The organism is Pseudomonas sp. AC193 (assembly GCF_979258075.1).
The window spans coordinates 5,726,738-5,739,405 of the sequence record NZ_OZ409832.1; the positions used below are offsets into that span (position 1 = coordinate 5,726,738).

The window sequence follows — 12,668 nt, forward strand, 5'->3', positions numbered from 1 at the left end:
AGGAGCTGCCGGAGGCTGCGATCTTTTCGCTTTCTTCCTTACACTCCACGATTTCCCCGCGAGACCTTTGAAGTGGCCCACCCCGCCCAACGCCGCTGGTACCCCATCGTCTTCGCCATTGCCGCGTTGGTGCTGTTGCCCCTGAGCGTTCTGCTGCTCTCCTGGCAAACCATTGATCAACAAATCTGGTCGCACCTGTGGCAAACCCAGATGCCGCGCCTACTCGGCAACACGCTGACACTGGTACTCGGCGTCGGTGTCGGCGTGACGCTGCTCGGCGTCAGCCTGGCCTGGCTCACCAGCCTCTGCGAATTCCCCGGTCGGCGCTGGCTCGACTGGGCGCTGATGCTGCCGTTCGCCATCCCCGCGTACGTACTGGCCTTCGTCTTCGTCGGCCTGCTCGACTTCGCCGGCCCGGTGCAAACCCTGCTGCGCGAATGGTTCGGCACAGGCCTGCGCCTGCCCCGCGTACGCTCCACCGGCGGGGTGATTATCGTGCTGGTGCTGGTTTTCTACCCGTACGTCTACCTGCTGGCGCGCACCGCGTTTCTTGCGCAGGGCAAAGGTCTGATGGAAGCCGCGCGGGTGCTCGGCCAATCGCCGTGGCAAGCCTTCTGGCGCGTAGCGTTGCCGATGGCGCGGCCGGCGATTGGTGCCGGTGTGGCACTGGCGCTGATGGAAACCCTCGCCGATTTCGGTGCGGTATCGGTGTTCAACTTCGACACCTTCACCACCGCGATCTATAAAACCTGGTACGGCTTCTTCAGCCTGTCGAGCGCGGCGCAACTGGCCAGCCTGTTGCTGTTGGTGGTGATGCTGGTGCTGTACGGCGAACGTCGCGCACGCGGCGCCAACCGCGCGAGCAACGAGCGGCCTCGGGTGAAAGCGCTGTATCACCTGCGCGGATTCAAAGCCCTCGCGGCGATGAGCTGGTGCGGACTGGTGTTCGCCTGCGCCTTCGTGATTCCGATGCTGCAACTGATGGTCTGGTTCTGGCAGCGCGGGCGTTTCGATCTCGATGAGCGCTACGCCGGGCTGATCCTGCACACCCTCTATCTGGGCGGCATGGCGGCGTTGATCACCGTCAGCGTCGCGCTGCTGCTGGCCTTCGCCCGGCGGTTGGCGCCGACCCCGGCGATCAACTCCGGCGTGGGTCTGGCCAATCTTGGTTACGCCTTGCCGGGTTCGGTGCTGGCAGTGTCGATCATGCTGGCCTTTAGTTATCTGGATCGCGAATTGGTGATTCCGCTCTCCGGTTGGCTCGGTGGCGCGGGCAAACCGTTGCTGCTCGGCAGTCTCGCGGCGTTGTTGATGGCGTATCTGGTGCGCTTTATTGCGGTCGCTTACGGCCCACTGGAAAACAGTCTGGCGCGTATACGGCCGTCTTTGCCCGAAGCGGCACGTAGCCTCGGTGTCAGTGGGCCACGACTGTTTTTCAAAGTGTATCTGCCGTTGTTGCTGCCCGGCACGTTGAGCGCCGCGCTGCTGGTGTTCGTCGATGTGCTCAAGGAAATGCCCGCGACCCTGCTGATGCGCCCGTTTGGCTGGGACACGCTGGCCGTGCGCATCTTTGAAATGACCAGCGAAGGCGAATGGGCGCGGGCGTCGTTGCCGGCGCTGACCCTGGTTTTGGTCGGACTGTTGCCGGTCATCGGCCTGATTCGCCGCTCGGCGCATCGAAACACTTAGTAGTGAGTCCTGAATCATGCGGCTACAATGCGCGGCATTCGGTGCGGTTCGTCTGACAGACCCGTTCGCTGGAATCGGCTGAGAGCCTTCTATTTCAAGGCTTTCGCCCGTGCAGCGGCTGTCCGCACCTTCGCCACGCCCGGAAGGAGAAACCCATGGGACAGCGTACGCCTCTGTATGACCTGCATCTCGCCCTCGGCGCGAAGATGGTCGATTTTGGCGGTTGGGACATGCCACTGCATTACGGCTCGCAGGTCGAGGAGCACCACGAGGTGCGCCGCGATTGCGGGGTGTTCGATGTATCCCATATGACCGTGATCGACGTCACCGGCAACCAGGCCAAGGCCTGGCTTCAGCATTTGCTGGCCAATGACGTCGAACGCCTGCACCGCCCCGGCCGTGCGTTGTACAGCACCATGCTCAACGAGCGTGGCGGCATCGTCGACGACATGATCGTCTACCGCCTCGACGAGGGTTATCGTCTGGTGGTCAACGCGTCCACCCGCGATCAGGATCTGGCGTGGATGAACGCGCAACTTTCCGGCTACGACGTGCAACTGCATGAGCGTTCCGAGATGGCGATGCTGGCCATTCAAGGCCCGCAAGCCCGGCACAAGATTGCCGAGTTGGTGACCCAATCCCGCGCCACGCTGATCCAGCACCTCAAACCCTTCGAAGGCTATACCGACGGCGACTGGTTCATCGCGCGCACCGGTTACACCGGTGAAGACGGTCTGGAAATCGTCCTGCCAGCCAATCAGGCTCCGGGTTTCTTCAACGATCTGGTTGGCGCCGGCATTTCCCCGATCGGCCTCGGCGCTCGCGACACCTTGCGCGTTGAAGCCGGGATGAACCTCTACGGTCAGGACATCGATCAGGACGTTTCGCCGCTGGCCTCGAACATGGCCTGGAGCATCGCCTGGGAACCGGCCTCGCGCCAGTTCATCGGCCGCGCCGCCCTGGAGGCGGAAAAAGCCGCTGGCGTGGCGCACAAACTGGTCGGTCTGGTGCTGGAAGAACGCGGCGTTTTGCGCGCTCATCAAGTGGTTCGTATCGCCGATGTTGGCGAAGGAGAGATCACCAGTGGTAGTTTCTCCCCTACGCTAAGCAAATCGATTGCCCTGGCGCGTGTTCCGATGGCAACCGCCGACCGCGCCGAAGTGGAAATCCGTGGCAAGTGGTACCCGGTACGTGTGGTCAAACCGACCTTCGTCCGCCATGGCAAAACTTTGATCTAACCTTTTCCGGCGGGCACGACCGCTGACAATTTCTCGAGGACACCGAAGATGAGCGATATCCCTGCCGACCTGCGTTTTGCCGAAAGTCATGAATGGGCCCGTCTGGAAGCCGACGGCACCGTCACCGTGGGCATCAGCGATCACGCGCAGGAAGCGCTGGGTGATGTGGTGTTCGTCGAGCTGACTGAAGTCGGCAAAGTCTTCGCTGCACAAGATCAGGCCGGTGTGGTTGAGTCGGTGAAAGCCGCTTCCGACATCTACGCGCCGATCGGCGGTGAAGTGATTGCCGTCAACGAAGAGCTGGGTGGTTCGCCTGAACTGCTGAACTCCGACCCGTACGGCGCGTGGATCTTCAAGATCAAGCCAACCGACGCGGCTGAGCTGGACAAGCTGCTGGATGCCGGCGCTTACAAGGCTGCTATCGGCGAGTAAGCATTAAGCAATACCCAAAGCCCCGACTTGTCGGGGCTTTTTCATGGGCGATGATTTCCCCCTGTGGGAGCGGGCTTGCTCGCGAAAGCGGTGTATCAGACACATTCATGTCGACTGACACACCGCTTTCGCGAGCAAGCCCGCTCCCACAATGGAAATGCGGTCGATCCTGGAAAATTGGGCGCGACATGGACTGCTATGCTGGTTTGACCGTGTTGCATTGACGCCGAGCGCCAGCCAAGAGAGAGCCCGTCATGTCCCAGTTGCCGTCCTTGAGCCAGTTACGCGATCCCGATGCCTTTCTGCGTCGTCACCTCGGCCCGGATGCCGCCGAGCAACAAGCGATGCTCGACAGCCTCGGCCTCGGCAGTCGCGCCGAACTGATCGAGCAGACCGTGCCGCCGGGCATTCGCTTCAATCGCGCACTCGATCTGCCGCCGGCGCTGGATGAACAAGCGGCACTGGCCAAGCTGCGCGGTTATGCCGAGCAGAATCAGGTCTGGAGCAGCCTGATCGGCATGGGCTACCACGGCACCCTGACGCCGACCGTCATCTTGCGCAACGTGCTGGAAAATCCCGGTTGGTACACCGCGTACACGCCGTATCAACCGGAGATCGCCCAAGGCCGGCTCGAAGCGCTGCTGAATTTCCAGCAACTGACCATCGACCTCACCGGCCTCGAATTGGCCAACGCCTCGCTGCTCGATGAAGCCACGGCGGCGGCAGAAGCCATGGCCTTGGCCAAGCGTGTGGCGAAGTCGAAGAGCAATCTGTTTTTCGTCGATGAGAACTGTCATCCGCAGACCATTTCCGTGGTGCAGACCCGCGCCGAGGGCTTCGGCTTTGAGCTGATCATCGACGCTGTGGATAACTTGAAGCAGCACCAGGTCTTCGGTGCGCTGCTGCAATACCCCGACACCCACGGCGAAGTGCGCGATCTGCGTCCATTGATTGATCACTTGCACGCGCAGCAAGCGCTGGCGTGCGTCGCTACGGATTTGTTGAGTTTGCTGTTGCTGACCCCGCCGGGTGAGTTGGGCGCGGATGTGGTGTTTGGTTCATCGCAACGGTTCGGCGTACCGATGGGTTACGGCGGCCCGCACGCGGCGTTTTTTGCCAGTCGTGAGGAGTACAAACGAGCGATTCCGGGGCGGATCATCGGTGTGTCGAAAGACGCTCGGGGCAACGTCGCGTTGCGCATGGCCCTGCAAACCCGCGAGCAACATATCCGCCGCGAGAAGGCCAACTCGAACATCTGCACAGCGCAGGTGCTGTTGGCGAATATCGCCAGTTTCTACGCGGTGTATCACGGCCCGGAAGGCCTGAAACGCATCGCCCAGCGCGTGCATCGGTTGACCTGCATTCTGGCGGCAGGCCTTGAACGGCATGGGCTGAAACGCCTGAACGCGCAGTTTTTCGACACGCTGACGCTCGACGTTGGTGGCGCACAAACCGCGATTATTCAAAGCGCTCAGACTGCGCAGATCAATCTGAGGATTCTTGGCCGTGGCCGCGTCGGGCTGAGCCTTGACGAGACCTGCGATGAAACGACCGTGGCGAAACTGTTCGATGTCTTGCTCGGGGCTGATCACGGCTTGAGCGTCGACGATCTCGACGCCGAGGCGCTGACCTCGGGCATCCCGGAAAACCTTCAGCGCACAACGCCGTACCTGCGCCATCCGGTCTTCAACGCGCACCACAGCGAAACCGAGATGCTGCGCTACCTCAAACAACTGGAGAACAAGGATCTGGCGCTCAACCAGTCGATGATCCCGCTGGGCTCCTGCACCATGAAACTCAACGCCACCAGCGAGATGATCCCGATCACCTGGCCGCAATTCGCCAACCTGCATCCGTTCGTGCCGCGCGAGCAAGCCGTCGGTTACACGCTGATGATCGAGGAGCTAGAGCGCTGGCTCTGCGCGATCACCGGTTTCGATGCGATCTGCATGCAGCCCAACTCCGGTGCGCAGGGCGAATACGCCGGGCTGCTGGCGATTCGCAAATATCACGAGAGCCGGCCACAGGGCGCTCGGGATATTTGTCTGATTCCTTCGTCAGCCCACGGCACCAACCCGGCGTCGGCGCAGATGGCCGGGATGCGCGTGGTGATCGTCGAGTGCGATGCGGCGGGCAACGTGGATCTGGAAGATTTGAAAGCCAAAGCCGCTGAGGCTGGGGATAAGTTGGCGTGCTTGATGGCGACTTATCCGTCGACCCATGGCGTGTACGAGGAGGGCATCAGCGAAATCTGCGAAGTGATCCACCAACATGGCGGTCAGGTGTACATGGACGGCGCCAATCTCAACGCGCAGGTCGGGCTGGCGCGGCCGGCGGACATTGGTGCCGACGTCTCGCACATGAATTTGCACAAGACCTTCTGCATTCCTCATGGCGGCGGTGGGCCCGGCATGGGGCCGATCGGGATTCGTGCGCATCTGGCGCCGTTTGTCGCCAATCACCCGGTGGTGCCGATCGACGGGCCGCTGGCGCAGAACGGCGCGGTCAGTGCCGCGCCGTGGGGCAGCGCGAGTATTTTGCCGATCAGCTGGATGTACATCGCCATGATGGGCCCGCAATTGGCCGATGCCAGCGAGGTGGCGATTCTCGCGGCGAATTACCTGGCGCAGCATTTATCCGGCGCGTTCCCGGTGTTGTACACCGGGCGTAACGGGCGGGTGGCGCATGAATGTATTTTGGATTTACGGCCGCTGAAGGCGCAGACCGGGATCAGTGAAGAGGACGTTGCCAAGCGATTAATGGATTACGGTTTCCACGCGCCAACCATGTCATTCCCGGTGCCGGGAACGTTGATGGTCGAGCCGACCGAGAGCGAGTCGAAGGCTGAGCTGGATCGGTTTATCGGCGCGATGCTGAGCATTCGTGCGGAAATCACCGAGGTGCAAAACGGTAACTGGCCGGCAGAAGACAATCCGCTGAAACGCGCGCCGCATACCATGGCGGATGTCACCGGCATTTGGGAGCGGCCGTACAGCATCGAACAAGGCATCACCCCGGATGCGCACACCAAAGCGCACAAGTATTGGCCGGCGGTGAATCGAGTGGACAATGTTTACGGCGATCGCAACCTGTATTGCGCGTGCGTGCCGGTGGACGATTACCGCTGAACTCGCAGAACACACAGATCCCCTGTAGGAGTGAGCCTGCTCGCGATAGCGTAGTGTCAGCCAATATTTTTGGCGGCTGATTCACCGCTATCGCGAGCAGGCTCACTCCTACAAGGGATGGTGTTGAGGCGGAAATTTGGGCAAAAAAATGCCGCTCGATTGAGCGGCATTTTTTGTTACTCGGAAGCCACGGCGTTTTTCGCCAGAATCGCATTCGCCAGTTCCATGTCCGTCGCCTGCAGGCCCGGGTTGTCGGCGCGTACTTTCTGCATCGCGGCTTCCAGGTACGGCCCGCGAATGCCGCCGTCGCTGGCGACGAAGCTGCCGGCATCGTCCTGGGCGGCGATGATCAGCTTGTGATCCTTGAAGGTCAGGTAGGTCGAACCGGTGGTCGCACCGGACGAAATGACGTTACGCCAAAAGCTGTCCGCCATGGCCGAACCAACGGGAAGGGACAGCAGGGCCAAGGTGGCGACAGCAAGTTTGAGACGCATGATGAGGTGACTCCTGGGGGTTAACTAGGGCGTTGGATTGCCAACCCCCGATCCAGTTCCCTGACGGCCTACTTGAGCTCACTCTGCGGCGTGACCCGCAACACTTCCTCAATCGTGGTCAGCCCCGCCGCGACTTTCTGCGCGCCGGACAGACGCAAACTGCGCATGCCTTCCTTGAACGCCTGACGTCGAATCGCCGCCAGATCGGTGTCCGGCGTGATGAACGCCTTCAGGCTGTCGCTCAGTTGCATGATTTCGTAAACCCCGGCGCGGCCGTGATAACCGGTGTCGCGGCACTCCACACAACCGATCGCCCGTTGCGCATTGCCCGGCAGCGGCGCTTGCCACGGGCGGGTCAGGGTTTGCCAGTCTTCTTCCTCCAGCGTCAGCGGCGCCTTGCAGTGCGGGCACAAGGTGCGCACCAGACGCTGGGCCATAACGCCGAGCACGGTGGCTTTGATCAGGTAATGCGGCACGCCGAGTTCGAGCAGGCGACTGATTGCGCTGGGTGCGTCGTTGGTGTGCAACGTCGACAGCACCAAGTGCCCGGTCAGCGCTGCCTGAATCGCCATTTCGGCGGTTTCCAGGTCGCGGATCTCGCCGATCATGATGATGTCCGGGTCTTGCCGCATCAGCGCACGCACACCGGCGGCGAAGCTCAGGTCGATGTTGTGCTGCACCTGCATCTGGTTGAACGCCGGCTCGACCATTTCGATCGGGTCTTCGATGGTGCAGAGGTTCACTTCCGGCGTCGCCAGTTTTTTCAGCGTGGTGTACAGCGTGGTGGTCTTGCCTGAACCGGTCGGCCCGGTGACCAGGATGATGCCGTTGGGCTGACGGGTCATGTCCTGCCAGCGCCGCAGATCGTCGGCGCTGAAACCCAGTTGATCGAAATCCTTGAGCAGCACTTCCGGATCGAAAATCCGCATGACCATTTTCTCGCCGAACGCGGTGGGCAGCGTCGACAGGCGTAACTCAACTTCGCCGCCCTCCGGGGTCTTGGTCTTGACCCGGCCATCCTGCGGTTTGCGTTTTTCGGCGACGTTCATCCGCCCAAGGCTTTTCAGGCGACTGACGATCGCCATGGTCACCTGCGGCGGAAATTGATAGACGTTGTGCAGCACGCCGTCGATGCGAAACCGCACCGTGCCTTGTTCGCGCCGGGGTTCGATGTGGATATCGCTGGCGCGCTGCTGAAAGGCGTACTGGAACAACCAGTCGACGATGTTGACGATGTGCGCGTCGTTGGCGTCCGGCTCCTGATCGCTGGCGCCGAGGTTGAGCAGTTGTTCGAAGTTGCCGAGGTTGCCGCTCTGCGCATCGGCATTGCTGGCGCCGCTGACAGATTTGGCCAGCCGGAAAAACTCGACGCTGAAGCGCTGGATGTCCGCCGGGTTGGCCACCACGCGTTTGATCGGCAGTTTCAGCACGTGAGTCAGATCGGCTTCCCAACCAGTCACGTAAGGCTGGGCGCTGGCCACAGTCACCGCATCACGGTCGACCGCTACGGCGAGAATCTTGTGCCGTTGCGCGAAGGCGTAAGACATCAACGGCGTGATCGCGGCGACGTTGATCTTCAGCGGATCGATGCGCAAATACGCTTGGCCGGCCTGTTGCGCCAGCCACAAAGTCAGGCTTTCCAGGTCGAGGTGTTTGCCCGGACGGCTGAGGTCGTCGAGTTGCTGGCTGGCGATGAATTCCAGCGGGTGCATCTGGCCATTTGCGGCGTGCCGGCGGCGCGCATTCAGCGCCTGCTCCGCCGCGTCCTGGCAAATAAAGCCTTGGGCGACCAGTTCACGCAGCACATCATTGAGTTCCAGCCAGCGGTCCTGAGTGGCGAATTGAACGGACATGCGGGCTTCCTTTTAAACGACAGTGCGCAAAAGGATAGTCGTGGCCGGGCAGACCGTTGGGCCACTACCCGACGAAGCCGTTGCCGGATTTGTCAGCCGGCCGCTTGTGCAGGCGCATCCCAAGCGTTGTCGGCGTTTTGCAGATCCACCGAGCAGACGCTGATCAGGTTACGAAGTTTTTCCGCGATCACTTGCGCGCGATGCCAACTGAGGCCGCCCATGACAATGTCGATCGACATCAGATCGTCCATGCGCTGCACGTTGACCTGTTCGGGCGTGAGGAATTGCAGGGCGAACAGATTCAGCACCCGCACCAGCAAATCCGGCTCGGCTTCGGCGAGGATTTGATATTGCGCCAGGCAATGGGCATTGCTGACGTTCCAGACGTCGGCGCGGGTGGGCGTGGTGGTGACGGCTTCGAGGTGCGGCATGACGAGTCTCCAAATTCTCTGGAGGAATTTTTACATGCGGTGCGGGGTATTTCTTGGCTATGATCGGCGTTATTGGCGATTGATCGAATGGATCAATTCGCAAGGCAGTTGATTAGAGGTTTTTCTATGCACAGTGAGCTGGACAGCTATGACCGCAAGATTCTCGCCCTGCTGCAAGAGGACGCTTCACTGTCCAGCGCGCAGATCGCCGAGCAGGTCGGCCTCTCGCAATCGCCGTGCTGGCGGCGGATTCAGCGGATGAAGGAGGAGGGCATCATTCGTGGCCAGGTGACCTTGCTTGATCGCAAGAAGATTGGCCTGAATACGCAGATCTTCGCCGAGATCAAACTCAACGCGCACGGGCGTTCGAACTTCACCGAATTCACCGAAGCGATTCGCGGCTTTCCGGAGGTACTGGAGTGTTATGTGCTGATGGGCGCGGTGGATTTTTTGTTGCGGATCGTCGCGGCGGACATTGAGGCGTATGAGCGGTTCTTCTTCGAGAAACTGTCGCTGGTGCCGGGGATTCAGGAAGTGAATTCGATTGTGGCGCTGTCGGAGATCAAGTCCACCACCAGCCTCCCGGTTTGAGGTAAGGCGGCTGGCCTCTTCGCGAGCAGGCTCGCTCCCACATTGGAATGCAATCCCCTGTGGGAGCGAGCCTGCTCGCGAAAACGGTATTACATGCGCAGCAGCATTTTCCACGCACGATTCTGGTAAACCGTAATCGCCTGCTGCTTGCGCGCATCGAGCAGTTCGTCAGTGATCGTCGGCTCGTTAGCCAGTTGTGCCAGTTTGTTCAGTTCGCCGTATAGGCGATCCATTTCCGGGATCTCCAGCACGTTGCGTGCGTGGTGCAGCCAGACCTGAATACGCTCGATACGCGGCAGTTGCTCAGCCAGATCTTCCGGCTGCTGCTGATAACGCTGCAATTGCAGGGCGGTCGCTTCTTCACCCAAGGTGCGCGGCAACCAACTGTGCAACTGCGCGCCGCCCTGACGATTACCACGCACGTTACGCTCGGCGGTCCAGGTGCGAGCCAGCAACCAGCGCGAAGTGTTCAGCGAGAACAGGCCCCAACGCGGGTCTTCGAGTTCTTCGAGGAACTGCTCCGGCGCGGCTTTGCGCACGTCTTCGTCTTCGATACCGGCTTGCACCAGCGGACGCCAGTCTTCCAGCAACGCATCCAGGGCAGCGCGCAAGTCGTGGGTCGACTGACGCGGTGCGGCCTGGCCGAGGCTGCTGAGCAGGGCGCGCATTTCCGCGAGGTTCTCGACCCAGTCGAGCAGCAGGCGCCAGTGGCCGTTGAAACGATATTGCTCAGCCAGACGCTGGCTGCTGCCGAGCAAGTGCCAGCTCAGCGCGGCAAAAGCGTCGTCGAGCTGGGTTTCCGGGGTCAGCTCTGGCGCCGGCAGGCTCAGCGAGTAGCTGTTGGCGTCGTACAGACGATAACCGCGCTCAGCCTTGCTGATATCGCACGGCATCAGCGCGAGGGTAGCGGCCAGTTCAGCGGCCAGTTCCAGCAGCGCGGCAGGCTCGCCTTCGCGCAGTTCCAGTTCCAGTTCGCAGATTTCTTCTTTCTGCTTGCCGACTACAACGTGACCGAGATCCAGCGCGGCTTCGATAACCACTTTGCTCTTGCCACGGCCCCAGGCAATTTCGGCGCGTTCGCGGACGAAATCGGTGGTGAAGATCGGCTTGAGGGTTTTCTTGTCCAGCTCGGCCAGCGACTCGGGCCAGCATTCGCCGTCGAGTTTCTTCACGTCGAGTTTGGCTTTCGGCAACTTCCAGTCGTATTCATTACGCTCGGACAGGCCGGCGACGCTCTGGCCACGGGTCTTGAGGGTCTGAATCACTTCGTCACCGTCCTTGCGCAGGCGCAGGGCAACTTTGGCCTGAGCCAGATCGCGCTCGGGGGTGTCGAAGTACTGGTTCATCAACTCACGGCGTTCCCAGCCACTTTTGTTGCGTTTTTTCAGTAACGGGTGCTCGCGCAGGGCGGCGAGGGTTTCGCGGCTGACGCGGAGTTTGATTTCGGTTTCTTTCTGCATGGCCGGAAAATCCAGGATCGGGAGCGCAGCCGGGGAATATGTGGCTGCCAAGGCCGTGCAGTGTACAGGACTGATTCGTCCTACGCCCTGCGGCGGTTTATTCCTGACGCCGGATGGTTCTATGATGGACTTCAAATCGGGAGTTGGAGTCAGCGATGCCTTTGCCGTCCATGCAAGACCAGTTCGCTGCGCTGATTGCCGCGCCGTCGGTCAGCTGTACCCAACCGAACCTTGATCAGTCCAACCGCGCGGTGATCGATTTGCTCGCCGGCTGGCTGGGTGATCTGGGTTTCAGCTGCGATATCCAGCAAGTCAGCCCCGGCAAATTCAACCTGCTCGCCAGTTTCGGCAGCGGCCCCGGCGGGCTGGTGCTGGCCGGGCACAGCGACACGGTGCCGTACGACGATGCGTTGTGGCAGACCGATCCGCTGAAACTCACCGAAGTCGATGGCCGTTGGGTCGGCCTCGGTAGTTGCGACATGAAGGGCTTTTTCGCGCTGATCATCGAAGCGGTGTTGCCGCTGCTCGATCAGCCGTTCAAACAACCGCTGCTGATCCTCGCCACCTGCGATGAAGAAAGCTCGATGTCCGGCGCCCGCGCGCTGGCCGAGGCCGGGCGTCCGCTGGGGCGTGCAGCGGTGATCGGCGAGCCGACCGGGCTCAAGCCGATCCGCATGCACAAAGGCATCATGATGGAGCGCATCGACATTCTCGGGCAGAGCGGCCATTCGTCGGATCCGCGCCTGGGCCACAGCGCTCTTGAGGCGATGCACGATGCGATCGGCGAACTGCGCGGTCTGCGCCTGTTGTGGCAGCGTGAATTCAACAACCCGCAGTTCAGCGTGCCGCAGCCGACGATGAACTTCGGCTGCATCCATGGCGGCGATAATCCCAACCGGATTTGCGGCCAGTGTTCGCTGGAGTTCGACCTGCGGCCGCTGCCGGGCATGGATCCGAAGGTGCTGCGCGCGGAGATTCTGCGCAAGCTCAACCCGGTGGCCGAGCGGCATCAGGTGAAGATCGATTACAAACCGTTGTTCCCGGAAGTGCCGCCGTTCGAGCAGGATGCAGACGCCGAACTGGTGCGCATCGCCGAAAAGCTCACCGGTCATAGCGCCGAAGCAGTAGCGTTCGGCACCGAAGCGCCTTATCTTCAGCGCCTCGGCTGCGAAACCATCGTGCTCGGCCCCGGCGACATCGCCTGCGCGCATCAGCCCGGCGAGTACCTTGAAATGTCACGTTTGCAGCCTACCGTGCATCTATTACGGCAACTGATTGAACATTACTGCCTGAAGAATTGAACGCCTCCCTTGTAGGAGCTGCCGAAGGCTGCGATCTTTTGATGTTGGTTT

General features: G+C 61.1%; 10 protein-coding genes. 6 read left to right on the forward strand and 4 right to left on the reverse strand.

What is annotated here, in order from left to right; translation table 11 throughout:
* Positions 1–72: 72 nt before the first annotated feature.
* The 4 genes from ACZZ0D_RS25705 (at position 73) to gcvP (ending at position 6,487) form a co-directional block, all read left to right on the forward strand.
* Positions 73–1,689: an ABC transporter permease gene (locus ACZZ0D_RS25705; RefSeq protein ID WP_426618880.1), complete on the forward strand. Its 1,617-nt coding sequence runs from the start codon at positions 73–75 to the stop codon at positions 1,687–1,689.
* Between the two features lie 155 nt (positions 1,690–1,844).
* The gene (gene gcvT, locus ACZZ0D_RS25710; RefSeq protein ID WP_053124871.1) at positions 1,845–2,927 is read left to right on the forward strand and encodes a glycine cleavage system aminomethyltransferase GcvT; all 1,083 of its coding nucleotides are present in this window, start codon (positions 1,845–1,847) and stop codon (positions 2,925–2,927) included.
* A 48-nt stretch (positions 2,928–2,975) separates the two neighbouring features.
* Entirely contained in the window at positions 2,976–3,359 is a 384-nt protein-coding gene (gene gcvH, locus ACZZ0D_RS25715) for a glycine cleavage system protein GcvH (RefSeq protein ID WP_053124868.1), read from the forward strand.
* Between the two features lie 254 nt (positions 3,360–3,613).
* Positions 3,614–6,487: an aminomethyl-transferring glycine dehydrogenase gene (gene gcvP, locus ACZZ0D_RS25720; RefSeq protein WP_463554601.1), complete on the forward strand. Its 2,874-nt coding sequence runs from the start codon at positions 3,614–3,616 to the stop codon at positions 6,485–6,487.
* A 176-nt stretch (positions 6,488–6,663) separates the two neighbouring features.
* Here gcvP and ACZZ0D_RS25725 read toward each other — a convergent pair whose 3' ends face one another.
* The 3 genes from ACZZ0D_RS25725 to ACZZ0D_RS25735 all read right to left on the reverse strand — a co-directional run bounded on the left by ACZZ0D_RS25725 (position 6,664) and on the right by ACZZ0D_RS25735 (position 9,265).
* Positions 6,664–6,984 (reverse strand): DUF2388 domain-containing protein, encoded by a 321-nt coding sequence (locus tag ACZZ0D_RS25725; RefSeq protein ID WP_171057234.1) that lies wholly within the window; start codon positions 6,982–6,984, stop codon positions 6,664–6,666.
* A 65-nt stretch (positions 6,985–7,049) separates the two neighbouring features.
* A complete protein-coding gene (gene tfpB / locus ACZZ0D_RS25730) occupies positions 7,050–8,834 on the reverse strand; it encodes a type IV pilus assembly ATPase TfpB (protein ID WP_463554602.1) in 1,785 nt (594 codons plus the stop codon).
* Positions 8,835–8,926: 92 nt separating this feature from the next.
* Positions 8,927–9,265 carry a hypothetical protein gene (locus ACZZ0D_RS25735; RefSeq protein ID WP_212550180.1) on the reverse strand — a complete coding sequence of 113 codons (339 nt, stop codon included), beginning with the start codon at positions 9,263–9,265 and terminating at the stop codon, positions 8,927–8,929.
* Between the two features lie 126 nt (positions 9,266–9,391).
* On the opposite strand from ACZZ0D_RS25735, the gene ACZZ0D_RS25740 reads away from it, so the two are divergent.
* Entirely contained in the window at positions 9,392–9,856 is a 465-nt protein-coding gene (locus ACZZ0D_RS25740; RefSeq protein ID WP_016983809.1) for an Lrp/AsnC family transcriptional regulator, read from the forward strand.
* 89 nt (positions 9,857–9,945) lie between these two features.
* Here ACZZ0D_RS25740 and ACZZ0D_RS25745 read toward each other — a convergent pair whose 3' ends face one another.
* Entirely contained in the window at positions 9,946–11,316 is a 1,371-nt protein-coding gene (locus tag ACZZ0D_RS25745) for a CYTH domain-containing protein (protein WP_463554603.1), read from the reverse strand.
* Between the two features lie 155 nt (positions 11,317–11,471).
* On the opposite strand from ACZZ0D_RS25745, the gene argE reads away from it, so the two are divergent.
* Positions 11,472–12,617, forward strand: coding sequence for an acetylornithine deacetylase (gene argE, locus ACZZ0D_RS25750; protein WP_282356564.1), 1,146 nt, complete (start codon positions 11,472–11,474; stop codon positions 12,615–12,617).
* Positions 12,618–12,668: the final 51 nt, after the last annotated feature.

Excerpts from the sequence above, each read along its gene's own strand:
- gcvT (WP_053124871.1), top strand. The coding sequence starts at position 1,845 with ATGGGACAGCGTACGCCTCTGTATGACCTGCATCTCGCCCTCGGCGCG.
- gcvH (WP_053124868.1), top strand. The coding sequence starts at position 2,976 with ATGAGCGATATCCCTGCCGACCTGCGTTTTGCCGAAAGTCATGAATGG.
- gcvP (WP_463554601.1), top strand. The coding sequence starts at position 3,614 with ATGTCCCAGTTGCCGTCCTTGAGCCAGTTACGCGATCCCGATGCCTTT.
- tfpB (WP_463554602.1), bottom strand. The coding sequence starts at position 8,834 with ATGTCCGTTCAATTCGCCACTCAGGACCGCTGGCTGGAACTCAATGAT.
- ACZZ0D_RS25735 (WP_212550180.1), bottom strand. The coding sequence starts at position 9,265 with ATGCCGCACCTCGAAGCCGTCACCACCACGCCCACCCGCGCCGACGTC.
- ACZZ0D_RS25740 (WP_016983809.1), top strand. The coding sequence starts at position 9,392 with ATGCACAGTGAGCTGGACAGCTATGACCGCAAGATTCTCGCCCTGCTG.
- ACZZ0D_RS25745 (WP_463554603.1), bottom strand. The coding sequence starts at position 11,316 with ATGCAGAAAGAAACCGAAATCAAACTCCGCGTCAGCCGCGAAACCCTC.
- argE (WP_282356564.1), top strand. The coding sequence starts at position 11,472 with ATGCCTTTGCCGTCCATGCAAGACCAGTTCGCTGCGCTGATTGCCGCG.